Here is a 23471-nt window from a genome sequence, read left to right on the forward strand (position 1 = left end):
GGTGGTCTCGAGCGTTCGTCGTCGAGGGGGCGGCGTCAGCGTCAGCCGAAGCTCACACCCTGCGCGAGCGGGAGCTCCGTCGAGTAGTTGATCGTGTTCGTGGCGCGGCGCATGTACTGCTTCCACGCGTCGGAGCCGGACTCGCGACCGCCACCGGTGGACTTCTCGCCGCCGAACGCGCCGCCGATCTCCGCGCCCGAGGTGCCGATGTTGACGTTCACGATGCCGCAGTCCGACCCCGCCTCCGACATGAACGTCTCGGCCTCGCGCGCGTCGAGCGTGAAGATCGACGACGACAGGCCCTGCGGCACGTCGTTGTGGAGGGCGACCGCCTCGTCGAGCGACGAGTAGGTCATGACGTAGAGGATCGGCGCGAACGTCTCGCGCCGCACCACGTCCGTCTGCTCGGGCATGCGCACGATCGTCGGCCGCACGTAGGCGGCGTCGTCGGCGCCGGGCACGTCGACCGGGGAGCCGCCCACGAGCACCTCGCCGCCGTCGGCCACGGCCTCCTCGAGCGCGGCGAGCATGCGCTCGCGCGCCCCGCCGTCGACGAGCGGGCCGACGAGGATGCCCTCCGCACGCGGGTCCCCGACCTGCAGGTTGCCGTAGGCACGGACGAGACGCGCCACCAGGTCGTCGACGACCGACTCGTGCACGATCAGGCGGCGCATCGAGGTGCAGCGCTGGCCGGCGGTGCCGGCCGCCGAGAACACGATGCCGCGCGTCGCGAGGTCGAGGTCGGCCGACGGCGCCACGACCGCGGCGTTGTTGCCGCCGAGCTCGAGGAGGAGCCGGCCCATGCGGCCGGCGACCACCGGCGCGACCTGCGCGCCCATACGCTCGGAGCCGGTCGCGGAGACCAGCGCCACCCGCGGGTCGGCGACGAGCGCCTCGCCCGCCTCGCGCTCGCCGAGGACCAGCCGCGCGACGCCGGCGGGGAACCCGGCCTCGGCGAGCGCCCGGTCGAGCAGGGCGGCGGCACCGATCGCCGAGAGCAGCGTCTTCTCCGACGGCTTCCACACGACGGTGTCACCGCAGACCAGCGCGACGGCCGTGTTCCACGACCACACCGCGACGGGGAAGTTGAACGCGCTGATCACGCCGACGACCCCGAGCGGGTGCCAGGTCTCCATGAGGCGGTGGCCGGGCCGCTCCGACGGCATGGTGCGACCGCCGACCTGCCGGGACAGTCCCACGGCGAAGTCGCAGATGTCGATCATCTCCTGGACCTCGCCCAGGGCCTCGCTGCGGATCTTGCCCGCCTCGATCGTGACGAGCTCGGCCAGGTCGGCCTTGTGCTCGGTCAGGAGCTCGCCCAGGCGCTTGATGAGCTGCCCGCGCACGGGCGCGGGCACGGAGCGCCACGTCCGGAACGCCTCGGCGGCCTGCCCGACGGCGGAGCTCACCTCGGGTGCGCCGTCTCGCCGCAGCGTCAGCAGGCTGCGGCCGGACAGCGGCGAGACGACAGGCAGGCCCTCCTCGCCGTCGGCGGCGACCGGGACCGTCGCGCCGAGGCGCTCCAGGGCCGCGAGCGCCGTGGCGCGCAGGTCTGCGGTGAGGTCGGTGGACTGGGTGGTGGCGGTCATGCCGGTGCTCCTGGGGTGGTGGATGCGGACAGGGTGGCGGGGTCGACGCCGAGGGTCGTGGCGGCGACCTGCAGGGACTGCTCGACCTGCCGGGCGTAGAGCTCGAACGGGTCGTTCAGCTCACGGCCGAGCGCGCCCGACATCCAGTCGGCGTCACGCTCGGTCGCCTCCTGCGAGGAGTCCTTCGACCCCTCGTCGGTGAGGTTGGACTGGAAGATGCCGGCGGCGGAGCGGGGCAGGAAGTCCTCGTAGACGACGGGCTCGCGGTGCACGGCGCCGCCGGTCACCTCATAGGTGAAGTATCCCAGGTCCTGGTCGGCGAGCGCGGACTCCGTGGTGGGGAACGTCTTGGCCCAGACCTCGCGGGCGACCTCCTGCCGCTCCGCCTCGGCGAGCCCGGCCGAGCGCTCGTCGACCTCGATCACGGCCGCGTCGTAGGCGGCCCGGCCCGCGCGGGTCAGCGCGATGCCGCGCGCCTCGACCTCGCCGAAGCGGACGCGCAGGGAGTCCTGGACGATCTCGCCGTCGGGCGTGCGGAACGTCCGTGGCTCGGCGAGTGCGCGGAACGACGTCTGCCGCAGCAGCACGTCCGGCCCTTCCCAGCGCGGCGGGCCCTGGATCGCGTCGATCATCGTGATGCCGCGCGCCTCCATGCGGGAGTACAGGTCGTCGATGTCGAGGACGCGGGGCGTCAGGTGGTTGATGTGGGTGCTCGCGACGCCGCCGATGTCCGCGGCGACGGCGGACACCGCCTCCAGCTCGCGGTACCAGGCCTGGTCCACGGGTTCGGTGGACAGCTCGAACGCCTCGGTGGCGAGCCGCAGGAACTCCGCGGCGGCGTCATCGGGCAGACCGCCCTCCGCCTCGGCGCGGTCGGCGAACGCCAGCAGCTCCGGCCCGAAGAGCGTGCGCTTGGCGAGGAAAGCATCGAGGCGGTGCTCGAGGTCCTCGGTGAAGAAGCGCCGGTCGCCCGTGACCAGCATGGACGTGAAGACGCGGAACGGGTTGCGCGCGAGCTCGTCGCGGTCCACCGGGCGGAACGCCGTCGAGATGACCGGGACCGAGCTGGCGGAGGCGTCGCGCAGGTCGTAGAAGCCGACGGGGTGCATGCCCATCGCGCCGAAGATGCGGGCGACCTGCGCGATCTCGGCGGGCGTGCCGACGCGGATCGCGCCGTGCCGCTCGGCGGTGACGCGGTCGATGGAGCCGAGCCGCTCGGCGTCGGCCCCGTGCGCCGCGACGAAGTCGGCGTTGACCTCGTGCGACACCTCCAGCAGCGTCGTGTAGGCGGGCACCTCGGTGCCGTACATGTCGGACAGGCTGCGGGCGAACGCCGCGCGCAGCTGCCACGGCTCGTGAAACGTCATCTCTCTGCCTTCCTCGGTCTTCCTCGCGAGTGCCGGTCGTCGGTGACCGGCACTCAGACGATGTAGGTCTCGTGGTTCCCGGGCGCAGACGACCCGCTGGCGAAGCGGTCGGCGCTGAAGCCCGACACGTCGATCGCGGGCTCCCGCCCGGTGTACAGGTCGCGCACGACCTCGCCGACGGCGGGCGCCTGCAGGAAGCCGTGCCCCGAGAAGCCGGCGGCGTACAGCACCCTGCTGAGCCCGGCGGCTTCGCCGATCAGCGCGTTGCGGTCGGGCGTCATCTCGTAGAGGCCGGCCCAGCCGTGCGCGATCGCCGCGTCGCCGAGGGCGGGCGCGCACGCCCACGCGGCGCGCTGCAGCAGCGGCAGCCAGCCCGGGTCGTACTCCGTGTCGAACGCGATCGGTGTGTCGGGGTCGGCGATGCCGAGCAGGAGGCCGTCCGGTTCCGCGTTGTGGAAGTAGAACGTGCTGCCGTAGTCGATGGTGAACGGGATACGCGGCGGGGCCGGGTCCAGCGGCGGCGTGAAGCCGATCTGGCGGCGGTACGGGTCGACGGGCAGGTCCAGGCCGGCGAGCTCGCCCGCCCGGCGGGTCCAGGCCCCGGTGCACAGCACGACGGCGCTCGTGCGCACCCGCCCCTGCTCCGTCCAGACGGCGACGACGTCCTCGCCGCGCACCTCGATGTCGGTCACGGCGCAGTGCGTGCGGATCGTCGCCCCGTGGCGCTCGGCCCCCTCGGCGTAGCCGTGGACGACGGCGTGCGGGCGGGCGAACCCGTCGCGGGCGGCGTAGGCCGCACCGGCGAACCGCGACGGGTCGATGTACGGGTTGAGCCGCCAGGCCTCGTCGACCGTGAGCATGCGGCTCGCGACACCGCGCGCGTTCTGCATCGCGACCGACTCCGTGAACACGGCGACGTCCTCGTCCGCCGGGAGGAGGAACAGGTAGCCGGGCTGCTGGAGCCCGATGTCCGCGCCCGGCCGGTTCGCGAAGTCCTCGTACAGCGCCAGGCTGCGGTTCCCGAGGTCGATGTTCGCAGGGTCGGAGAACTGGGCCCGCACCCCGCCGATCGGCTTGCCGGAGCTGCCCGACGCGAGCTCGAACGCCTCCACGAGGAGCACGTCGGCGCCGGCCTCGGCGAGGTGGAACGCGACGGACGTTCCCATCGCTCCCCCGCCGACGACGACCACCTCTGCCTGCCGTGGGAGCGGACCCTCTCGACGGGTGCTCGGGTCGGTCGATCCGGTCATGGCTGCATCCTGCCACGCGCTGTCGCGGCGCGTCGGCCTGCCGCCGGACCGCACGACAGCGGAATTCCGCGAGGCCGACCACGGGGCGCCGGGTAGGCTGTTCGCCATCCGATTCACGGCTCCCGCGTGCGCATGCCGGCGTCATGCGTGAGCCCGTACCCGACCTGGAGTGAACCCGTGGCCAGTGTGCCGTCTGCGACCGCCAAGCTCGACGCCGTCGTCTCTCTCGCCAAGCGGCGAGGTTTCGTCTTCCCCTCGGGCGAGATCTACGGCGGAACGCGCTCGGCCTGGGACTACGGGCCCCTCGGCGTCGAGCTCAAGGAGAACATCAAGCGCCAGTGGTGGCGTGCGATGGTCACGAGCCGCGACGACATCGTCGGCCTCGACTCGTCCGTGATCCTGCCGCGCGAGGTGTGGGTCGCCTCCGGCCACGTCGGCGTGTTCACCGACCCGCTCACCGAGTGCCTCTCCTGTCACAAGCGCTTCCGCGAGGACCACCTCCTCGAGGAGTTCGAGGAGAAGAAGGGCCGCGTCCCCGAGACCGGTCTCGCCGAGATCGCGTGCCCCAGCTGCGGCACGCGCGGTCGGTGGACCGAGCCCCGCGACTTCAACATGATGCTCAAGACGTATCTCGGCCCCGTCGAGGACGAGTCCGGCCTGCACTACCTGCGGCCCGAGACCGCGCAGGGCATCTTCGTCAACTTCGCGAACGTCGCCGGGACCGCGCGCAAGAAGCCGCCGTTCGGCATCGGCCAGATCGGCAAGTCGTTCCGCAACGAGATCACCCCCGGCAACTTCATCTTCCGCACGCGCGAGTTCGAGCAGATGGAGATGGAGTTCTTCGTCGAGCCCGGCACGGACGAGACCTGGCACCAGTACTGGATCGACCTGCGGACCGACTGGTACGTGGACCTCGGCATCACCCGTGACAACCTGCGCCACTACGAGCACCCGAAGGACAAGCTCTCCCACTACTCGACCCGCACCGTGGACATCGAGTACCGCTTCGGTTTCCAGGGCAGCGAGTGGGGCGAGCTCGAGGGCATCGCGAACCGCACGGACTTCGACCTGCGGACGCACTCGGACCACTCCGGCAAGGACCTCATGTACCGCGACCCGGTGTCGAACGAGAAGTACTACCCGTACGTCATCGAGCCGGCTGCGGGCCTGACCCGGTCCCTCATGGCGTTCCTCGTCGAGGCGTACGCCGAGGACGAGGCGCCCAACACCAAGGGCGGGGTCGACAAGCGCACGGTCCTGCGTCTCGACCCGCGACTCGCGCCGGTCAAGGTCGCGGTGCTGCCGCTCTCGCGCAACGAGGCGCTCTCGCCCAAGGCCAAGGACCTCGCGGCCGAGCTGCGCAAGAACTGGAACGTCGACTTCGACGACGCCGGGGCCATCGGCCGCCGCTACCGGCGTCAGGACGAGATCGGCACGCCGTTCTGCGTGACGGTCGACTTCGACACGCTCGAGGACCACGCCGTGACGATCCGCCACCGCGACTCCATGGCGCAGGAGCGCGTGTCGCTCGACAAGGTCGTGGGCTACCTGGCGGGTCACCTGGTCGGCGCCTGACGCCTTGCCTGCAACGAGGCCCGTCCCGGTCCGCCGGGACGGGCCTCAGCGCTCCGCGAGGTCCCGGCGGGCGACGCGGAGCAGCCGGTCAGGAGTTGCATCCCCGAGCAGTCAATTTGACAATCATTCTCATCGCGGCTGAGAATCGTTCTCATGCTGACGCGCCCCCCTGCCCGAAAGTCCCTCGCCCTCGCCCTCTCCGGCACTCTTGCCGCGGCGGCGGGCCTCACTGCCTGCGCCGCTCCGGCCGACGGTGACAGCGCAGCCGCAGCAGGCGGGGATGACGGCATCACCGTGCTCGCGTCGTTCTACCCGCTCCAGTTCGTCGCCCAGCAGGTCGGCGGCGACCTCGTGACAGTCGAGAACCTCACGCCCCCCGCCGCCGAGCCGCACGACCTCGAGCTCTCCCCCACCCAGGTCCGCGCCATCGGCGAGGCCGACGTCGTGGTCTACCTGTCCGGCTTCCAGGCGGCCGTCGACGAGGGCGTCGAGGCACGGCAGCCCGCGCACGTCGTGGACGCGGCCGGCGTCGTCGAGCTCGAGGAGCACCCGGGCACGGTCGAGGACCACGCGCAGGAAGAGCAGCACGAGGGCGAGGAGGCGGAAGAGGGCCACGACGACCACGGCGGTCTCGACCCGCACTTCTGGCTCGACCCGAGCCGGCTCTCCGTCGTCGGGCAGGCCGTGGCCGACGCCCTCACCGAGGCCGACCCCGAGCACGCGGACGAGTACGCGGCCGGTGCCGCGAGCCTCGGCCAGAAGCTCGAGGCGCTCGACCAGGAGTTCGCGGACGGCCTCGCCGCGTGCGAGGGTGCCACCCTGGTGACGAGCCACACGGCATTCGGCTACCTTGCCGAGCGTTACTCCCTCCAGCAGGTCGGCATCAGCGAGCTCGACCCCGAGGCCGAGCCCTCCCCCGCCCGCCTCCGCGAGATCGGCGATGTCGTGCGCGAGCACGGAGTCACTACCCTGTACTCCGAGACCCTGGTCAGCCCCAAGGTCACCGAGACCCTCGCCGGAGACCTCGGCGTCCGCACCGCTACCCTCGACCCGCTCGAGGGCATCGACACGGAGGCCGCGGCGGCCGGTGAGGACTACGTCAGCGTCATGCAGGGCAACCTCGCGGCGCTCGAGGAAGGACTCGTCTGCTCATGAAGCCGACCGCCGGAGCCGGCAGCGCCGACGCACCTGACGGCACCCCCGTCGTGCAGGTCTCCCGGCTGCACGTGCGCGCCGGCGCGAGCCACATCCTGCGGGGCATCGACCTGACGGTCCGCCGCGGCGAGGTGGTCGCGCTGCTGGGCGCGAACGGTTCCGGCAAGTCGACGCTCGTGAAGTCGGTCGTCGGCGTGACGCCTCCGTCCGAGGGGACGGTGCAGGTGCTCGGCTCCACCCTGTGGGCGGACCGCGTGCCCTGGGAGCGCGTCGGCTACGTCCCGCAGCGGGTCGGCGCCGGGTCGGGCGTCCCGTCCACGGCCCAGGAGGTCGTGGCCTCGGGCCTGCTGCACGGCCGCCGCCTCTGGCTGCCGCGCGGCTGGCGCGACCAGGTCCACGACGCGCTCGCGCAGGTGGACCTCGCCGACCGGGCGCACGACCCCTGCCACGTGCTCTCCGGCGGGCAGCAGCAGCGCGTCCTGATCGCCCGCGCCCTCGTCCGCCGCCCGGACCTGCTGATCCTCGACGAGCCGGTCGCCGGCGTCGACCGGCCGAGCCAGGAGGCGTTCGCCGAGACGATGCGCCACCTCGTCACCGACGGCCTCACGGTCCTCGTCGTGCTGCACGAGCTGGGCGAGCTCGCACCCCTCGTCACACGGGCGGTCGTGCTGCGCCACGGGAAGGTGGTGCACGACGGGGCGCCGCCGACCGCCCGTGGCGACCACGACGGCGTCGGGCACCAGCACGTGCACCCGCACGCGGCCGAGCCGCGGCCCGCCCTGCCGGAGCCGGGCCTGACCGAACCGGTGGTGGGACGATGAACGAGCTGACCCTCATGCTGAGCGACCCGTTCATGCAGCGCGCCCTGGTGGCGGCGCTGCTCGTCGGCCTCAGCGCGCCCGTCGTGGGCACCTACCTCGTCCAGCGGAAGCTGTCGCTGCTCGGCGACGGCATCGGCCACGTGGCCCTGACGGGCGTGGCGCTCGGCTGGCTCGTCGGCTCGGCGCTCGGCCTGGCGTCCGACGACGTCCTGGCGATCCCGGGCGCGATCGTCGCCGCGGTCGTGGGCTCGCTGCTCATCGAGGTCGTGCGCCGCCGTGGCCGCACCTCCGGCGACCTGGCGCTCGCCATCATGTTCTACGGCGGGATCGCCGGCGGCGTGCTGCTCATCGGCATCGCGGGCGGGTCGTCCGGCAACCTGATGCAGTACCTGTTCGGCTCGATCTCGACGGTGTCCGAGACGGACCTCGTGCTGACCGTCGTGCTGTCGGCGGTGGTGCTCGGCGTCGGCCTCGGCCTGCGGGCCGCCCTGTTCGCCGTGAGCCACGACGAGGAGTTCGCGACGGCGTCCGGGCTGCCCGTCTGGGTGCTCAACGCGGCGGTCGCCGTCGTCGCCGCGCTCACCGTCACGGTCGCGATGCGCGTGGTGGGCCTGCTCCTCGTGAGCGCGCTGATGATCGTGCCGGTCGCGGTGGCGCAGCAGGTCACGCACGCGTTCGGCCGCACGATGCTCACCGCGAGCGCCGTGGGCGTCGTCGTGTGCGTGACCGGCCTGTCGATCACGTACTGGAACAACGTCTCCCCGGGCGCCATGATCGTCGTCCTCGCGATCGCGGTCTACGTCGTCGTGTCGGTGGCGCGGCCGCTCCTGACCCGCCGCCCGGCGACGGGCGACCCGCACCCCGACATCCCGGACGACGTCGAGATCGGGCCGGGCGCCACCAAGGAGGCCTGCTCGTGAACGCCGCCCCGCCGCTCCCCGTCCCCGCCCAGCCGGCGCCGCGGATGACCCGCCAGCGAGCGGCCGTCGTGGAGGCCCTCGACGGGCTCGACGACTTCCGCTCCGCCCAGCAGCTCCACGAAGAGCTGCGCACCCGCGGCGACTCGGTCGGCCTGGCCACGGTGTACCGCACGCTGCAGGCGCTGGCCGAGGCCCGCGAGGTCGACGTGCTCCGCAACGACGAGGGCGAGAGCCTGTACCGCCGCTGCACGCGCCGCGAGCACCACCACCACCTGGTGTGCCGGGTGTGCGGCCGCACGGTCGAGATCGACGGTCCCACCGTCGAGGCGTGGGCCGCGAAGGTGGGTGCCGCGCAGGGCTTCTCCGACATCGACCACACGGTCGAGCTGTGGGGCACCTGCGCCGACTGCCGTGCCTAGCACTCGCAGCATTGTGTGAGAATTAGGCAATGCTTACCTCACCTCGCGAGACCTCCGGTGAGGTGACCCGTCCCCGCCCCGACCTGGTGCGTCAGCGCGCCCGGCGCCGGACGCTCGCACTGCTCACGGCGTTGGCCTGCCTGCTGGTGATCATCCTGGCGAGCCTCGCGCTCGGGGTGCGCGACATCCTGCCGACCGAGGTGTGGAACGCGCTCACGGCTCCGGTCACCGGGAACCAGGACCACCGCGTGGTGCTCGAGCAGCGCCTGCCGCGCACGGGCGTAGGCCTCGCGGCCGGGGCCGCCCTCGGGCTGGCGGGCACCCTCGTCCAGGGCGTGACACGCAACCCGATCGCGGACCCGGGCCTCCTCGGCCTCAACGCGGGCGCCTCGCTGGCGGTCGTGTGCGCGTTCTGGCTGCTCGGCATCACCGCTCCCGCCGGCTACGTGTGGTTCGCGTTCCTCGGCGCCGCCGCGGCCGCGGCCCTCGTCTTCTCGATCGGCGCGGGACAGCCCGTCCGGCTGGCACTCGTGGGCGCCACGGTCACGGCGCTCATCACACCCCTCATCACGCTCGTCCTGCTGCGGGACCCCACCGCGTTCAACCTGTACCGGTTCTGGGCCGTCGGGTCGCTGACCGGCCGTGGGCTGGACACGATCGCCGCCCTGTGGCCGTTCGTCGCGGTCGGCGCGGTCCTGGCGGGTGCGCTGGCGCACCGCCTCAACATGCTCGCGCTCGGCGACGACGTCGCCCGTGCCCTCGGCCAGCGCGTCGGCACCACCCGCACCCTCGCCGGTGTGGCGGTCGTGCTGCTCGCGGGCACAGCGACCGCGCTGGCCGGCCCGATCGCGCTCGTCGGGCTGGCGGTGCCGCACGCGGCCCGCCGCCTGGTCGGCACGGACTACCGCTGGATCACGGCGCTCGCCGCCATGCTCGGCCCCGTGATGCTCCTCGGGGCGGACGTGATCGGCCGGCTGGTCCTGCCGCACACCGAGCTCGAGGCCGGCGTGGTCGCCGCCCTCATCGGCGCCCCCGTCCTCGTCGCCGTCGCGCGCGGCCGCACCGTGGCGGGGGTGTGAGCATGACCTCCACGGTTGACGCGCCGACCGCCGTCGGGCGCCTCCGCGTCGCCCGGCGCCGCAGGCTCGTTCTGGTCCTGGCGACCTTCCTCGTGCTCGGGGTCGCCCTGGCGACCCTCGCGCTCACCCTCGGGGCGGCGTCCCTGCCGCCGGGGCGCGCCCTGCTCGCGCTGCTCGGAGCGGGCGACGCGAAGGACGTGTTCATCGTGCACCGGCTCCGGCTGCCGCGGGTGGAGGCGGCGCTGCTGGTCGGCGCCGCGTTCGGCCTGGCGGGCGCGCTGTTCCAGTCGACGCTGCGCAACCCCCTTGCGTCCCCCGACATCCTCGGCATCGCCTCGGGCGCGAGCCTGGGCGCCGTCTGGGCGCTCCTCGGGCTGGGCCTGACGGGGCTCACGGTGTCCGGCTTCGCGTTCCTCGGCGCGAGCGCCGTCGCGGTCGCCATCTGGTTCCTCGCCTGGCGGCGGGGCCTGCACTCGGTGCGGTTCGTCCTGGTCGGCGTGGGCCTCGCCTACCTGTGCTCGTCGGTCCTGGCCTGGCTCCTCGCGCGCGCCGACGTGCGCGAGGCGCAGTCGGCGCTGCTGTGGACCGTAGGCAGCGTGTCGGACGTCCGCGGCGAGGAGCTCGGCCTGCTCGCCGGCGGGGTCGCGATCCTGGCCCTCGGCGTCGCGCTGGTCTCCCGCACCCAGGGCCCGCTCGCGCTCGGCGACGACAACGCCCGCGCGCTCGGCGTGCACGTCGACGCGGCGCGCGTCGGCTCGTTGCTGCTCGCCGTCGCCCTGGTCGCCCTGGCCACGTCGTTCGCCGGGCCCATCGCGTTCGTCGCGCTCGTCGCGCCCGCGATCGCGCGCCGCCTCGTGGACGACGGCGGGGCCGCCCTGCTCCCGTCGGCCGCGACCGGCGCCGTCCTCGTCCTGGTCTCCGACCTCGCCGGCCAGCACGCCCTGTTCGGCGTCGGCGCACCCGTCGGCATCGTGACCGGCCTGGTCGGCGCCCCCTACCTGCTGTGGCTGCTCGCCACGAACGACAAGAGGAGCGCCGCATGAGCGACCTCGCGCTGCGGGCCGAAGGCGTCAGCCTCGGCTACGACGGGCGCCGCGTGATCGACGGCCTCGACCTGGTGATCCCGCCGGGGCGCATCACGGCGATCGTCGGGCCGAACGCGTGCGGCAAGTCGACGCTGCTGCGCGGCCTGGCGCGCCTGCACCCCCTGGAGGCCGGCCGGGTCACGCTCGGCGAGGACGATGTCTCGCGGATGCCGCGGCGCGAGCTCGCGCGCCGCGTCGGCATGCTCCCGCAGTCCTCCATCGCGCCCGACGGCGTCCGCGTCGCCGAGCTCGTGGGCCGCGGGCGGTACCCGCACCAGGGCTGGTTCGGGCGGCACTCGTCCGACGACGACGCGGTGGTGCTCGCCGCGCTCGAGTCGACCGGCACGGCAGACCTCGCCGACCGGCAGGTCCAGGAGCTCTCCGGCGGCCAGCGGCAGCGCGTCTGGATCGCGATGGTGCTCGCGCAGCAGACCGACATCGTCCTGCTGGACGAGCCCACGACCTTCCTCGACGTGCGCCACCAGCTCGACCTGCTCGACCTGCTCACCGAGCTCAACCGGACGCGGGGCACCACCGTCGCGATGGTCCTGCACGAGCTCAACCTCGCCTCCCGGTACGCCGACAACCTCGTGGTGATGTCGGCCGGGCAGATCGTCGCCGAGGGGGCGCCCGACGTGGTCCTCACGCAGGACGTCGTGCTGCGCGCCTTCGGGCTGGAGGCGCAGGTCGTACGCGACCCGGTGTCCGGGTCGCCGCTCGTGGTGCCGGTGGGGCGGTTCCACGGCGCGTGATGTGCGGCACATCGGCATTTCGTCACGATCTCGTGACCTAATTGCCCGGTGGTGAGGTTAGGCTTGCCTCACCCTGACCACCCCTGAACCTGGAGAACCCGTGCGTCCTCGCCGTTCCCTCACCGCGATCGCGGGCCTCGTGGCCGCGACCGCCCTCGCCCTCGCAGGCTGCTCGTCGACCGACGGTGGCGGCGAGGCCACCCCGTCCGCCGACGCGTCCGGCGCCACCGACGAGTTCCCGATCACGATCGAGCACGCCTTCGGCGAGACCACCCTCGAGGCCGCGCCCGAGCGCGTCGCCACCTGGGGCTGGGGCTCCACCGAGGCCGCGCTCGCCGTCGGCGTCTACCCCGTGGCCGTCGCCGAGCAGGTCTGGACCGTCGGCGAGGGCAACCTCCTGCCCTGGGTGGAGGCCGCCTACACGGAGGCCGACGCCGAGCTTCCCGTCGTCCTGAGCGACCCCGAGGCGGGCGCGTCCGTGCCCTACGAGGAGTTCGTCGAGGTCGCCCCGGACGTGATCATCGCGCCGTACTCGGGCCTCACGCAGGAGCAGTACGACCTGCTCTCGGAGATCGCGCCCGTCGTCGCGTACCCGGAGGCCGCCTGGACGACGCCGTGGGACGAGACCATCTCGATCACCGCGCAGGCCCTGGGCCGCAGCGCCGCGGGCGAGGACGTCCTCGCGGGCGTCGACGAGTTCACCGGCGGGATCGCCGCCGAGCACCCCGAGTTCGAGGGCAAGACGGTCGCCGCGATCGTCGACAGCCCGTCCGAGGGCCTGATCTACGTCTACACGTCGCTCGACCCCCGCGCGGCGTTCCTCGAGGCCCTCGGCTTCGAGACCGCCCCGGCCGTCGACGAGCTCGACACCTCCGACGGCGGCTTCTTCTACACGCTGTCCTACGAGGAGCTCGACAAGCTCCAGTCCGACGTGATCGTCGCCTACACCTACACCGAGGAGGAGGCGGCGGCACTGCCGACGCGTGCTGAGCTGCAGGCCATCCCGGCCTTCGCCGCAGGCAAGGTCGCGCAGGTCGTCGGCACGGTGAACGTGTCGTCCGTCTCGCCGCCCACCGCCCTGTCGTACAGCTGGCCCGACGGTGTGGCCAAGCTGGCCGAGGACCTCGCGCCGATCGTCGCGGAGTGATCTGAGGCAGACGCCGAAGTAGTCAGCCCGTCCTCGTCCTGCATGAGGCTTGCCTTGTGCGGACCAGGACGGGCTGACTACTTCGGCGTCACTGCGACTACTTCGCCTTCGCCATCGCGTCGATCGCCGCGCCGTAGCGGCGGTCGCGCTTCGCGAACTCCTCGACCGCCCGCCACAGGTGCGTGCGGTCCACCTCCGGCCACGGCTCCGCCAGGAACACCAGCTCGGCGTACGCGGCCTCCCACATCTGGAAGTTGGACGTGCGCTGCTCGCCGCCCGTGCGGATCAGCAGGTCCACGTCCGGCATGTCCGGCAGGTACAGGTGCTGCTGGATGGTCTTCTCGGTGATCCTGCGCGGGTCGAGCCGGCCCGCCGCGACCTCGCGGGCGATCGCGGCCGTCGCGTCAGCGATCTCCGCCCGCCCGCCGTAGTTCACACACATGGTGAGCGTGCACACGTCGTTGTCGCGGGTGGTGACCTCGCACTCCTCCAGGACCCGGATCACCGACGCCCACAGCTTCGGGCGGCGCCCCGACCAGCGGATCCGCACGCCCCAGGACGCCATGGTCTCGAGCTGCCGCCGCATGACGTCCTGCGTGAAGCCCATGAGGAAGCGCACCTCGTCGGGCGAACGCTTCCAGTTCTCCGTGGAGAACGCATAGGCGGAGATGTGCTTCACGCCGATCTCGACGCAGCCGGCGACGACGTCCAGGAGCGCGGCCTCGCCGGCCTTGTGCCCCTCGGTGCGCGGCAGGCCCCGCGCGTTGGCCCACCGGCCGTTGCCGTCCATGACGACCGCGACGTGCTGCGGAACCAGCTCCGGCGGGACCGCGGGCGGCGTGGCACCGCCGGCGTGCGGGTAGGGCTTGGCGTGGGTCGTCACCGCTCCACCATTCTCAGGGATCGCAACGTTCTCTCCAGGTAGTACTGGCTGTAGGCGGCGACGAGGCCGCTCGCCTCCTTGCGGTGCCGGGCGACGGACGCGTCGGCGACGTCCCACTCGCCCGCGAGCAGCGCGGCGAGCAGGGCGAAGGTCTCGGGAGCCGGTGCCGGGGAGCCCGGCGGCCGGCAGCGGCTGCAGACCGCGCCGCCCTGCGACACGTTGAAGGCGTGGTGCGGGCCGGGCTCGCCGCAGCGGGCGCAGTCCGTGAAGCTCGGCGCCCAGCCGGCGACGGCGAGCGCGCGCAGGAGGTACGAGTCGAGGACCAGGCCGGAGTCGTGGTGCCGCTCCGCGAGCGCCCGCAGCCCGCCGGCCAGGAGCCAGTACTGCTGCACCGACGGCTCGTGCTCGGCGTCGACGAGCCTGTCCGCGGCCTCGAGCATCGCCGTGCCCGCCGTGTACAGGGCGTAGTCCTCGCAGATCGCGCGCGCGTACGGACCGATGGTCTCCGCCTGCGTCACCGTGTCGAGGTTGCGGCCCGTGTGCAGCTGGAGGTCCACGACCATGAACGGCTCCAGGCGGGCGCCGAACCGCGACGACGTGCGCCGCACGCCCTTCCCGACGGCCCGGACCTTGCCGTGCTCGCGCGTCAGGAGCGTGACGATGCGGTCCGCCTCGCCCAGCTTCTGGGCTCGGAGAACGATCGCGTCGTCTCGGTACAGGGGCACGGGACCATTCTCCCAGGCCTCACTGACATCCCGGTCCGCCGTGCCGAAGAGAGCTGCCGTCAGCGCTCGACGAACGTGCCCTTCGACGTCAGCTCCGGCTCCCACACCGCACGGTGGATCACGTACCGCTCCAGGACCGCGCGGGTCGCCAGCGCGACCGCCGCCCACACCGCGAACAACAGCAACGCCTGCAGGAAGTTCGAGCCGATCTCGCCGAACCGCACGAGGGCGAGGAGCGGCACGAGCAGCATCAGGCCCACGAACGCGGGCAGGATGTTCACGCCGACCCACTGCAGCACGGAGAGGGCGTCGCGCTCGCGGACCGACTCGACACCCTGCTGCTCGAGGACGTCGACGACGCGGTCGGCCCGCCACTTCGCGACGTGCCGCGCGACGGTCCACTGGGCGCCGCGCGCCTCGAGCATCCCGATGCCCGAAGGCGGCAGGATCCCGAGGATCGCGTGCACCTCGGCGGGCGTGAGGTACCCCTTGTCGATGATCGTCAGGCTGTGCACCGGCGGGTGCTTCGTGTCGGTCGGCAGCACGAGCGCGCTCAGGAACGTCGCGGCGCCGCCGGTGCCGAGGAGCCACACGAGGAACTCGGGCAGCGGGCCCGCGAACTGCGTGGTGAGAGCCGTGGCGAGCGCGCCGAGCGACGCGAGCAGGATGCGGTTCTTCAGCGTCATGGTGTCTGAATATTACCGGTATCCACCGACACTCAGGCGGACCTGATCAGAAGAACACGACGTCCTTCGGACCCAGGCGGCGCGCCACCATCCACCACGCCGCCCCCTGCGCGAGCAGCAGGGCCGGCAGCGCGGCGAGGATCATGATCCCCAGCCCGCGCAGCGCCTCCTGCGACACCGCGCCGTCCATCAGGTGCGGCCACGCGACCGCCATCGTCGCCACCACCGGCGCCGCCACCGCACCCGACGTGAGCCACAGCGGCAGCCGCGCCGTCATGCCGAGGCGGCGCGCCGCCACAGCGCGCCCGTGCACGCCGGCCAGCACGACGGCGACCACCGCCAGCACCACCGCCGCGACGGCGTTGCCCCACGCGACGCCGAGCAGCGCGCCGAAGCTCGCGGAGAGCAGCGTGCTCGAGACGACGATCGCCCGGTCCCACCGACGGCGCCACGCCACGGACGTCCGCCGGCTGCGCAGCCAGAACCCGGCGTCGCGCACCGCCCAGGAGGCGACCAGCGCGACGACGGCCGGGTAACCCGCCGCTGCCAGCTCCGACTCGGCGTGCGGGAACGCGCCGAGCAGCACCCCCGCGGCGGCGATGAGCCACACCTCCCCCGGGAGCAGGAGCGGCCCCACCGCCGCCAGCAGCAGACGGCGCTCCTCCGCGGTGCGGCCGGGCCGCAGCAGGGAGGCACCCACCCCCTGGACCGCCCCGTCGAGCACCACCCAGCCCACGAGCAGCGCCGTGAGCAGCACCCCCCACGCCGGCGCGCTCATCGGGCCACCTCCGGCGCGGCGCCGCTCACACCGGCAGGACCGCCGACGCCGAACCGCAGCAGCACGTCGGCTCCCGCGCCGTCGTCGCGCAGGACCTCCCCCGGTGGCGCGCCGAGCACGAGCCGCTCCGTACCCCTGGCCGCGAGGCGGGTGAGCACCCACCAGTCGAGGACGGCCAGCGTCGCCATGATCCCGACGAGCGCCACGAGAGACACCAGCACCGCGGAGGCGGGCTGGCCGGAGACGACGTCGGACGTGCGCAGCACCCCCGTGACGACCCACGGCTGGCGGCCCAGCTCGCGGGAGAGCCAGCCGAGGATCGCGACCACGAACGGAGCCGGGACCAGCACCGCCATCACCCGGTAGAGCCCGTGGCGCAGTCCGGGCCGGAGGCGGAACAACGCGTTCCGGATCAGCAGCAGCGCGAGCACCCAGCCCGCGAGCGCGGCAAGGTTCGCGAACATCTCCATGATCGCCCAGCCCGAGCCCACCAGGCCGGGGTAGGTGGCCATCGATGCGTCCGTGTCGAGGTACGAGAACTGCGCGTACCCGAAGCCGGTGGCGATCAGCGCGCCGATCAGGCCCGTCCAGATCCCCGCACGCATCGAGCGGCGCCACACGTCCTCGTCGACGTCGGCGGACACCTTGCCCCCCGCGGACGCGTGCCGGCGCAGCCGCGACGCGCTGACCCCCACCAGCACGAACCCGCCCGCGATGAGGCACGCGCCGAGCACGTGGAACGACGAGACGAGGGCGGCCGGGTTGAGGATCAGGGCCGCCGGGTCGGTGATGCGCGCGACTCCGTCGACCAGCTCGAACCCGACGGGGTTGCGCAGGAACCCGTTCGCGACCATCACCGTGAAGGCGGAGGCGTAGCCGGTCAGCACGACGAGCCAGAACAGGGTTGCGTGCAGCCACCGCGGGAACAGGTGCCAGCCGAAGACCCACAGGCCGAGCAACGTCGACTCCAGGAAGAACGCCACCATCGTCTCGACGGCGAGCGGCGCCCCGAACACCTCGCCCGCGACGTCGAGGAGGCCTGGGAAGTGGAGCCCGAACTGGAGCTCCAGGACGATGCCGGCCGCGATGCCGAGCGCGTAGTTCACGAGGTAGATCTGCCCCCAGAACCGCGTCGCGCGCTCGAACACGGCCTTACCCGTGACAGCCCACCGGGTCCCGAGGATGGCGACGACCGGTCCGAGCCCCAGGGTCAGCAGGACGAACAGGAAGTGGATCGCGGCCAGCAACGCGAACTGCAGGCGGGCGAGGTCTTCGGCGGTCACGCTTTCGAGCGTAGGTTCGCAAATCGCCGAAAGCGCGGGCTCGCGGCCCTTTCCAGGGGTGAATCCGGGGCATCCCTGAGCGCAGGAGTAGGGCTGGCCCTACCGCCCCGGCGTCGGGGGCTCGTCGACGTCGTCGCCCCCGCCGAGGTCGGTGCAGTCGACGTCCGCGACGCCGTGCGCCCGTAGGTACGGGCCGGCGCCCGTGTCGCCGGTCACCGAGGCCGAGACGCCGGTCCAGTGGTCCCGGCCCAGCAGCACCGGGTGCCCGGGACGGCCGGCGTAGACGGCGCGCCGCAGGGCAGGGCGCCCCGCGTCGTGAAGCACGCGTGAGACCGCCTCCGGCCGCAGGCCGGGCAGGTCGACGAGGGTGACGACGGCGACGTCGGCCGACGTCGCCGTGGCCGCCGCGAGGCCGGCCCGCAGCGACGCCGAGACGCCCCGGGACCAGCCGGAGGCGACCACCGGCACCGCCCAGGACGGGACGAGCGGCACAATCTCGGCCGCACGGGCGCCGAGCACGACGATCACGTCGGAGCAGCCCCCCGCCCGCAGCGCGGAGCACGCGAGCTGCACCCACGGCTCCCCGGAAGCCGTCCGGGCCAGCGCCTTCGGCCCGCCGTACCGGGTCCCGGCACCGGCGGCCAGCACGACGCCGACGGCGGTCATCCGCTCAGCGCTGCCCGTACCGGGCGAGCACGAGCGACTCGATCACCTGCGCCACCGTGTAGAGCGCGAGCGACACGACGGTCACGACGATCACGCACGCCCACACGAGGTTGTTCTGCGACTGCCCGGCGGCGTTGACCACCAAGGATCCGATCCCCTCGCCGGTGACGAGCCACTCCGCGAGCAGCGCCCCCGTGATCGCGCCCGGCACGGAGATCCTGACGGACGCGAACAGCGCGGGGAGCGCCGAGGGGAAGGCCACGCGCAGCAGCACGGACCAGGCGCCGCCGCCGTACACGTGCACCACGTCCCGCATCTGCGGCGTCACGGACCGCAGCCCCTGCACGATGTTCACGAGCGCGGGGAACAGCACGACGATCCCGCTGATCACCGCCAGGCGCGTGAAGGTGTCCGTGAACAGCAGGCGGATCACGGGCGTCAGGGCGATGAGCGGCACGGCGCGCAGGATGAGCGCGACCGGCATCACCGTCGCCTCGACGGGCTTCGACAGCACGATCAGCGCCGCCGCGAGCGTCGCGACGAGCATGCCGGCCACGAACCCGATCGCGGCGTCGCCGAGGGTGACGCCGAGGGCGTCGAGGATCGTGGCCCGGGTCTGCGCGGAATCGTCCTTGTCGAAGAGATACTCGGCCACGTCGAGCGGCCCCTTGGCCACGAACGCGTTGTCCACGACCAGCACCGAGACGACCCACACGACCGCGACGATCGCCAGCATCAGCAGCCCGGTCCCGAGGGCCCGGCTGACGCCGCTCAGGACGGCGCGCCCGGTCCCGGGTCGCACACGCTGCCCGACGGCGGTGCTCACCGAGGTGGTCACCCCGATCATGCCCGTCCCCTTCCGCTCGCCCAGGGTGCGACGAGGCGGCCGAGCAGGCCGAACACGCCGTAGCCCAGGCCTGCCACGAGCGCGCAGGCGAACATGATCCCCCACGCGCGCTCGACCTGAAGTCCCTGTCCCGCGGCGAGGAGCGCGGGCCCGACGCCCCGGTCGACGCCGCCGATGTACTCACCCAGGATCGCGCCGAGGAACGCCGCGGGCGCCGCGATCTGCAGCGCGGCGACGATCGCGGGCAGCGCGGCGACGAGCTGCACCGTGAGGAGCTGGCGCAACCGGCCTCCGCCGTACACGCTGACCACGTCGAGAGCGGCCTGGTCGGCGGAGCGGAAGCCCAGCACGGCACCCACGACGGTGGTGAAGAACACCGACAGGGCCGCGAGCACCACGGCGGTCCCGGACGGGTCACCCGACTCGGGCGGGCCGATCACGATGTAGAGGATCGGCACGATCGCCACGGTGGGCACGCAGTAGCTGATGACCGCGACCTGCGTGATCACGGTCTCGAACCGCGGCACGAGAAGCACGAGCGACGCGAGGCCGAGCGCGAGCCCGTTGCCCCAGAGGAAGCCGAGGACGGCCTCCTCGACGGTGCCCGAGAAGTTGTTCACGTAGAACCGCAGGCCGTCCACGCCGTACTGGCGCACCACGCCGAGCGGGGTCGGCATGGCCTTGTCGCCGAACACGGTGACGGCCAGCACCCACCAGACGCCGACGACGGCGGCCAGGCCTGCGCCGCCGTACGCCCAGTGCCGGAGCCGGTCAGACATCGGCCCCGCCCTCGGCGTCGGGCACCGGCTCGTCCTGGGCCGCCGGACCGCCGCCCCCGAAGAGGAGCTCGGAGGCGTGGTCGTGCAGGGCGTGGAACTCCGGCGTGCGCATCATCTCGGGCGTGCGCGGGCGCGGCAGGTCGACGTCGATGACCTCCTGGATGCGACCGGGGCGCGGGCTCATGACCGCGACCTGGTCGGACAGGAAGATCGCCTCGGAGATGCCGTGCGTGACCATGAGGGTGGTCGCGGGCTTCTCGGTCCAGATGCGCAGCAGCTCGAGGTTGAGGCGCTGCCGCGTCATGTCGTCGAGCGCGCCGAACGGCTCGTCGAGGAGCAGGACGGAGGGCTTGACGACGAGGGCGCGCGCGATCGACGCGCGCTGGCGCATGCCGCCCGACAGCTGGCCGGGGCGGGCCTTCTCGAAGCCCTCGAGGCCGACGAGGCGGATCAGCTCGGAGACGAGCTCGTGGTCCACGGGCCGGCCGGACACCTCGAACGGCAGGCGGACGTTCGACAGGACGGAACGCCACGGGAGCAGAGCGGAGTCCTGGAACGCGATGCCGAGCTCGTGGTCGCGGCGCAGCTCGAGCGGGGACTTGCCGTCGACGCGCACGGTGCCCGACGAGGGCTGGTCGAGGCCCGCGAGGATCCGCAGGATGGTCGACTTGCCGCAGCCCGACGGGCCGAGCAGCGACAGGAAGCTGCCCTGCTCGGTGTGCAGGGTGACGTCGTCGAGGGCGTTGACGGTCTTGCGGCCCAGGCCGAACGTCTTGGACAGGTTGGCGATGTGGAGGCCGGTGCCGGCCACGCCCGCAGCAGGGGCGTGGCCGGCACCGGTGGTGACGTCAGCGGTCACGATCAGCCCTTGAGCTCCGGCTTCTCCTCGAGGAGCTCCTCGAGGAGGGACAGGTCGAACACGTCCTCGGCGGCCACGTCGATGCCCGCGGCCTCGAAGGTCGTCAGGTTCTGCTCGAGCAGCGAGTCGCTGATCGTGAACAGCCCGTTCTCGGCCGTCTCGTCGGTGTTGATCAGGGTCTCGCACTGGGTGGAGTTCTGCGCGATCTCCTTGTCGAGCTCGAGGCCGAACTCCTCGCCGTAGGTGTCGACGGCGTACTGCGCGCTGCCCTCGACGTCGGCGCAGGCGTCCTTCCAGCCCTTGATCTCCGCCTCGAGGAACGCCTTGACGACGTCGGGACGCTCGGCGATGGTCTCGTCGGTCGCGATGATCGACTCGGCGACGAACGGCAGGCCGTTCTCGGCGAACAGGAGGTTGGTGACCGCCAGGCCCTGCGACTCGACGATGATCGACTCGTTGGTCACGTAGGCGAGGAAGCCGTCGACCTCACCGTTGACCAGCGGCGACGGGTCGTACTGGACGGGGACGATGGTGAGCTCGTCCTCGGAGATGCCGTTGGCGGCGAGCAGCGCGGCGAACAGCAGGGCGTTGCCACCGTCCTGGACGCCGATCTTCTTGCCCTTGAGGTCCTCGGGCGTCGCGATGTTCCCGCCGTCCTTGAGGGACAGGATGGTGAACGGGTTCTTCTGGAACGTGGTGCCGACGATCTTGATCGGGGCCTCCTCGTTCGCGACGACCTGGCCGACCGTCACCGCGTTCGTCAGGCCGAAGTCGGCCTCGCCGGAGGCGACGAGGTTCTCGGTGGCCCCCGGGCCGGCGTTCAGCGTGACGGAGCTGAAGCCCGCGTCCGTGTAGTAACCCTTCGAGTCGGCCATGAACTCACCGGCGAACTCGGCGTTCTTGATCCAGGAGAGCTGGACGGTGAGGTCACCCAGACCCTCGTCGCCGCCTGTCGCGTCATCCTCGCTCGACCCGCACGCAGACAGGGCGAGAGACGCGGCCGCCGCGACGGCGACGACCGCCGAGAGGCGCGCGCCACGCGCGCCCGGACGAGAAAGCTTCATGTGTGGTTCTCCTGTGTGCTCTGGTGTCCGAAACCCCTGTTGACGACGCGTCAGACTACGGACCTGCCGTTGCACGGCCCGCGTCGCTGGGTTACACCGCCGTAAAAGGTACCGGACGCTATCGAATCGTTATCGATGGTCGGGAAAAGCCGGGCAAAAGCGACCGTCAGTAGGGGGTTCGCCCCGTGTTCGACAGCCACGCGTCGAAGGGATCGGCCGCCGAGACGACACGCAGGACCGTCACCGGGTTCGGCCACGTCTCCCGGTCGGTCTCGAGCAGGTCGTAGAACTCCCGGTCGTCGAAGCCGGCGCGCTCGGCGTCGTGCCGGTCGGCCGCGTACACGACCCGGTCGAGGCGCGCCCACAGCCCGGCGGTCAGGCACAGCGGGCACGGCTCGCAGGAGCTGTACAGCGTGGCCCCGGCCAGCGAGAACGTCCCGAGCGCACGGCACGCCGCCCGGATCGCGACCACCTCGGCGTGCGCCGTGGGGTCCAGGTCGCGGGTGACGCGGTTGACGCCGGAGGCGACCGGGACGTCGTCGCGCACGACCAATGCCCCGAAGGGACCGCCGCCCGCGGCGACGTTCTCGACCGCGAGCTCCACGGCCTGCCGCAGCCACTCCTCGTCTGTGTTCACGTCCCGATGCTCGCACCCGCGGATCAAGAGCGCGTTACGGCCAGGTCACCACCACGAAACACAAGTTTCCGATTCCCTGGAACTGGAGACAGACGTTCCGCACCGCACTGCCCGGACGCCCCGCGCATACCTTTTCCGTATGGACACCGCCGAGCTGTATACGCATCTCGCCGAGCACCAGGCCCGTGATTCCTCGCCCACCTACGTGGAATGGGGCCACGGCGTCGCCGCCGACCCGGAGGTGCTCGCCCTGCTCGACGCTCTGCCGGCGCCCAAGCGGCAGCCCCACCTGCTCTTCGCGGCCGCCCGGTTCGCGGGGGCGCCGTCGGGCGCCTGGGCCGAGGTGCGGGCCTGGCTGCTCGGCGCCTGGCCCGAGGTCGCGCGCGAGATGCTCACGCGGTCCACCCAGACCAACGAGCCGCGCCGCTGCGCGACGCTCCTTCCCGCCCTCGCCGCGATCCCCGGGCCGATCGCCCTGGTCGAGGTGGGAGCGTCCGCGGGGCTGTGCCTCTACCCGGACCGCTACTCGTACCTCTACGACGACGGCGTCGCCACCACGCGCCTCGACCCGCCGGACGGGCCGAGCGACGTGCTGCTCCCCTGCGCGATCGAGGGCCCCGTCCCGACCCGGGTGCCCGACGTCGTCTGGCGCGCCGGGCTCGATCTGAACCCGCTCGACGCCGGCGACCCGGCGGACCTGGCCTGGCTCGAGGCGCTCGTCTGGCCGGAGCACACCGACCGGGTGGACACGCTGCGCGCCGCGGCGCGCGTCGTCGCCGCCGACCCCCCGCTGCTGGTCGCCGACGACCTCCTCACGGGCACCGCCCACCTGGTGAGCCGCGCGCCCGCGGGCGCCACCGTCGTCGTGCAGCACTCCGCCGTGCTCACCTACCTCACCCCGGCGGGACGGGCCGCCTTTGCTGCGACGATGCGGGAGCTCAGCGCCGCGCACCGGGTGGTGTGGCTCAGCAACGAGGGCTGGACCGTGCTGCCCGACGTCGCCGCGCGGCTTCCCGCGGGGTCGGCGCCCCAGCTCATCCTCGCCCGGGACGGGGAGCCGGTCGCGCTCACGGAGGTGCACGGGCGCTGGGTGCGGATGCTCTGA

Annotated in this window: 24 protein-coding genes; 10 read left to right on the forward strand and 14 right to left on the reverse strand. The window is 72.7% G+C overall.

What is annotated here, in order from left to right; genetic code table 11:
* Window positions 1–41: 41 nt before the first annotated feature.
* The 3 genes from amaB to L1785_RS21390 are packed head-to-tail and all read right to left on the reverse strand — an operon-like array spanning window position 42 to window position 4206.
* Window positions 42–1589, reverse strand: coding sequence for an L-piperidine-6-carboxylate dehydrogenase (gene amaB, locus L1785_RS21380; RefSeq protein ID WP_236091277.1), 1548 nt, complete (start codon window positions 1587–1589; stop codon window positions 42–44).
* Complete coding sequence (gene hglS / locus L1785_RS21385) at window positions 1586–2956, reverse strand: 2-oxoadipate dioxygenase/decarboxylase (protein ID WP_236091278.1); 1371 nt, start codon at window positions 2954–2956, stop codon at window positions 1586–1588. The genes amaB and hglS overlap by 4 nt, the downstream gene beginning before the upstream one ends.
* A gap of 53 nt (window positions 2957–3009) precedes the next feature.
* Complete coding sequence (locus tag L1785_RS21390) at window positions 3010–4206, reverse strand: NAD(P)/FAD-dependent oxidoreductase (protein WP_236091279.1); 1197 nt, start codon at window positions 4204–4206, stop codon at window positions 3010–3012.
* Window positions 4207–4338: 132 nt separating this feature from the next.
* On the opposite strand from L1785_RS21390, the gene L1785_RS21395 reads away from it, so the two are divergent.
* The 9 genes from L1785_RS21395 to L1785_RS21435 all read left to right on the forward strand — a co-directional run bounded on the left by L1785_RS21395 (window position 4339) and on the right by L1785_RS21435 (window position 13159).
* Entirely contained in the window at window positions 4339–5781 is a 1443-nt protein-coding gene (locus L1785_RS21395) for a glycine--tRNA ligase (protein ID WP_236091280.1), read from the forward strand.
* A gap of 153 nt (window positions 5782–5934) precedes the next feature.
* On the forward strand, window positions 5935–6936 hold the full coding sequence (locus L1785_RS21400; RefSeq protein WP_236091281.1) for a metal ABC transporter substrate-binding protein: 1002 nt from the start codon (window positions 5935–5937) through the stop codon (window positions 6934–6936).
* On the forward strand, window positions 6933–7757 hold the full coding sequence (locus L1785_RS21405) for a metal ABC transporter ATP-binding protein (RefSeq protein WP_236091282.1): 825 nt from the start codon (window positions 6933–6935) through the stop codon (window positions 7755–7757). The genes L1785_RS21400 and L1785_RS21405 overlap by 4 nt, the downstream gene beginning before the upstream one ends.
* A complete protein-coding gene (locus L1785_RS21410) occupies window positions 7754–8677 on the forward strand; it encodes a metal ABC transporter permease (protein WP_236091283.1) in 924 nt (307 codons plus the stop codon). Before L1785_RS21405 ends, L1785_RS21410 begins: the two co-directional genes overlap by 4 nt.
* Before the next feature lie 44 nt (window positions 8678–8721).
* A complete protein-coding gene (locus L1785_RS21415) occupies window positions 8722–9096 on the forward strand; it encodes a Fur family transcriptional regulator (protein WP_236091316.1) in 375 nt (124 codons plus the stop codon).
* A gap of 29 nt (window positions 9097–9125) precedes the next feature.
* Entirely contained in the window at window positions 9126–10175 is a 1050-nt protein-coding gene (locus L1785_RS21420; protein WP_236091284.1) for a FecCD family ABC transporter permease, read from the forward strand.
* A gap of 2 nt (window positions 10176–10177) precedes the next feature.
* Entirely contained in the window at window positions 10178–11218 is a 1041-nt protein-coding gene (locus L1785_RS21425; protein ID WP_236091285.1) for a FecCD family ABC transporter permease, read from the forward strand.
* Window positions 11215–12012, forward strand: coding sequence for an ABC transporter ATP-binding protein (locus tag L1785_RS21430; RefSeq protein WP_236091286.1), 798 nt, complete (start codon window positions 11215–11217; stop codon window positions 12010–12012). Before L1785_RS21425 ends, L1785_RS21430 begins: the two co-directional genes overlap by 4 nt.
* 100 nt (window positions 12013–12112) lie before the next feature.
* Complete coding sequence (locus L1785_RS21435) at window positions 12113–13159, forward strand: iron-siderophore ABC transporter substrate-binding protein (protein WP_236091287.1); 1047 nt, start codon at window positions 12113–12115, stop codon at window positions 13157–13159.
* A 97-nt stretch (window positions 13160–13256) separates the two neighbouring features.
* Here L1785_RS21435 and L1785_RS21440 read toward each other — a convergent pair whose 3' ends face one another.
* The 11 genes from L1785_RS21440 to L1785_RS21490 form a co-directional block, all read right to left on the reverse strand.
* Window positions 13257–14042, reverse strand: coding sequence for an isoprenyl transferase (locus tag L1785_RS21440; RefSeq protein WP_236091288.1), 786 nt, complete (start codon window positions 14040–14042; stop codon window positions 13257–13259).
* The gene (gene recO / locus L1785_RS21445; protein ID WP_236091289.1) at window positions 14039–14767 is read right to left on the reverse strand and encodes a DNA repair protein RecO; all 729 of its coding nucleotides are present in this window, start codon (window positions 14765–14767) and stop codon (window positions 14039–14041) included. Before recO ends, L1785_RS21440 begins: the two co-directional genes overlap by 4 nt.
* Window positions 14768–14826: 59 nt before the next feature.
* A complete protein-coding gene (locus tag L1785_RS21450) occupies window positions 14827–15453 on the reverse strand; it encodes a hypothetical protein (RefSeq protein WP_236091290.1) in 627 nt (208 codons plus the stop codon).
* A gap of 46 nt (window positions 15454–15499) precedes the next feature.
* Window positions 15500–16231 carry a cytochrome d ubiquinol oxidase subunit II gene (locus tag L1785_RS21455; protein ID WP_236091291.1) on the reverse strand — a complete coding sequence of 244 codons (732 nt, stop codon included), beginning with the start codon at window positions 16229–16231 and terminating at the stop codon, window positions 15500–15502.
* Window positions 16228–17514, reverse strand: coding sequence for a cytochrome ubiquinol oxidase subunit I (locus L1785_RS21460; protein WP_236091292.1), 1287 nt, complete (start codon window positions 17512–17514; stop codon window positions 16228–16230). Before L1785_RS21460 ends, L1785_RS21455 begins: the two co-directional genes overlap by 4 nt.
* 99 nt (window positions 17515–17613) lie before the next feature.
* Window positions 17614–18180 carry a nucleotidyltransferase family protein gene (locus tag L1785_RS21465; protein WP_236091293.1) on the reverse strand — a complete coding sequence of 189 codons (567 nt, stop codon included), beginning with the start codon at window positions 18178–18180 and terminating at the stop codon, window positions 17614–17616.
* A gap of 4 nt (window positions 18181–18184) precedes the next feature.
* Window positions 18185–19027: an ABC transporter permease gene (locus L1785_RS21470; RefSeq protein WP_236091294.1), complete on the reverse strand. Its 843-nt coding sequence runs from the start codon at window positions 19025–19027 to the stop codon at window positions 18185–18187.
* Window positions 19024–19806, reverse strand: coding sequence for an ABC transporter permease (locus L1785_RS21475; RefSeq protein WP_236091295.1), 783 nt, complete (start codon window positions 19804–19806; stop codon window positions 19024–19026). The genes L1785_RS21470 and L1785_RS21475 overlap by 4 nt, the downstream gene beginning before the upstream one ends.
* Window positions 19799–20665, reverse strand: coding sequence for an ABC transporter ATP-binding protein (locus tag L1785_RS21480; RefSeq protein WP_236091296.1), 867 nt, complete (start codon window positions 20663–20665; stop codon window positions 19799–19801). The genes L1785_RS21475 and L1785_RS21480 overlap by 8 nt, the downstream gene beginning before the upstream one ends.
* A 2-nt stretch (window positions 20666–20667) precedes the next feature.
* Window positions 20668–21729 carry an ABC transporter substrate-binding protein gene (locus L1785_RS21485; protein WP_236091297.1) on the reverse strand — a complete coding sequence of 354 codons (1062 nt, stop codon included), beginning with the start codon at window positions 21727–21729 and terminating at the stop codon, window positions 20668–20670.
* Window positions 21730–21895: 166 nt separating this feature from the next.
* The gene (locus tag L1785_RS21490; protein ID WP_236091298.1) at window positions 21896–22366 is read right to left on the reverse strand and encodes a nucleoside deaminase; all 471 of its coding nucleotides are present in this window, start codon (window positions 22364–22366) and stop codon (window positions 21896–21898) included.
* Window positions 22367–22505: 139 nt separating this feature from the next.
* Between L1785_RS21490 and L1785_RS21495 the strand changes: the two genes are divergently transcribed.
* Window positions 22506–23471, forward strand: coding sequence for a DUF2332 domain-containing protein (locus tag L1785_RS21495; RefSeq protein WP_236091299.1), 966 nt, complete (start codon window positions 22506–22508; stop codon window positions 23469–23471).

This window comes from Antribacter soli, assembly GCF_021568775.1.
GTDB classification, from domain to species: Bacteria; Actinomycetota; Actinomycetes; order Actinomycetales; family Cellulomonadaceae; genus Antribacter; species Antribacter soli.

Bases quoted from the DNA above. Each gene is read 5' to 3' on its own strand.
- L1785_RS21495 (WP_236091299.1), top strand. From the start codon at position 22,506: ATGGACACCGCCGAGCTGTATACGCATCTCGCCGAGCACCAGGCCCGT.
- L1785_RS21405 (WP_236091282.1), top strand. From the start codon at position 6,933: ATGAAGCCGACCGCCGGAGCCGGCAGCGCCGACGCACCTGACGGCACC.
- L1785_RS21470 (WP_236091294.1), bottom strand. From the start codon at position 19,027: ATGATCGGGGTGACCACCTCGGTGAGCACCGCCGTCGGGCAGCGTGTG.
- hglS (WP_236091278.1), bottom strand. From the start codon at position 2,956: ATGACGTTTCACGAGCCGTGGCAGCTGCGCGCGGCGTTCGCCCGCAGC.
- L1785_RS21475 (WP_236091295.1), bottom strand. From the start codon at position 19,806: ATGTCTGACCGGCTCCGGCACTGGGCGTACGGCGGCGCAGGCCTGGCC.
- L1785_RS21450 (WP_236091290.1), bottom strand. From the start codon at position 15,453: ATGACGCTGAAGAACCGCATCCTGCTCGCGTCGCTCGGCGCGCTCGCC.
- L1785_RS21410 (WP_236091283.1), top strand. From the start codon at position 7,754: ATGAACGAGCTGACCCTCATGCTGAGCGACCCGTTCATGCAGCGCGCC.
- L1785_RS21425 (WP_236091285.1), top strand. From the start codon at position 10,178: ATGACCTCCACGGTTGACGCGCCGACCGCCGTCGGGCGCCTCCGCGTC.
- L1785_RS21400 (WP_236091281.1), top strand. From the start codon at position 5,935: ATGCTGACGCGCCCCCCTGCCCGAAAGTCCCTCGCCCTCGCCCTCTCC.
- amaB (WP_236091277.1), bottom strand. From the start codon at position 1,589: ATGACCGCCACCACCCAGTCCACCGACCTCACCGCAGACCTGCGCGCC.
- L1785_RS21485 (WP_236091297.1), bottom strand. From the start codon at position 21,729: ATGAAGCTTTCTCGTCCGGGCGCGCGTGGCGCGCGCCTCTCGGCGGTC.
- L1785_RS21455 (WP_236091291.1), bottom strand. From the start codon at position 16,231: ATGAGCGCGCCGGCGTGGGGGGTGCTGCTCACGGCGCTGCTCGTGGGC.
- L1785_RS21415 (WP_236091316.1), top strand. From the start codon at position 8,722: ATGACCCGCCAGCGAGCGGCCGTCGTGGAGGCCCTCGACGGGCTCGAC.
- L1785_RS21430 (WP_236091286.1), top strand. From the start codon at position 11,215: ATGAGCGACCTCGCGCTGCGGGCCGAAGGCGTCAGCCTCGGCTACGAC.
- L1785_RS21465 (WP_236091293.1), bottom strand. From the start codon at position 18,180: ATGACCGCCGTCGGCGTCGTGCTGGCCGCCGGTGCCGGGACCCGGTAC.
- L1785_RS21395 (WP_236091280.1), top strand. From the start codon at position 4,339: ATGCCGGCGTCATGCGTGAGCCCGTACCCGACCTGGAGTGAACCCGTG.
- L1785_RS21390 (WP_236091279.1), bottom strand. From the start codon at position 4,206: ATGACCGGATCGACCGACCCGAGCACCCGTCGAGAGGGTCCGCTCCCA.
- L1785_RS21420 (WP_236091284.1), top strand. From the start codon at position 9,126: ATGCTTACCTCACCTCGCGAGACCTCCGGTGAGGTGACCCGTCCCCGC.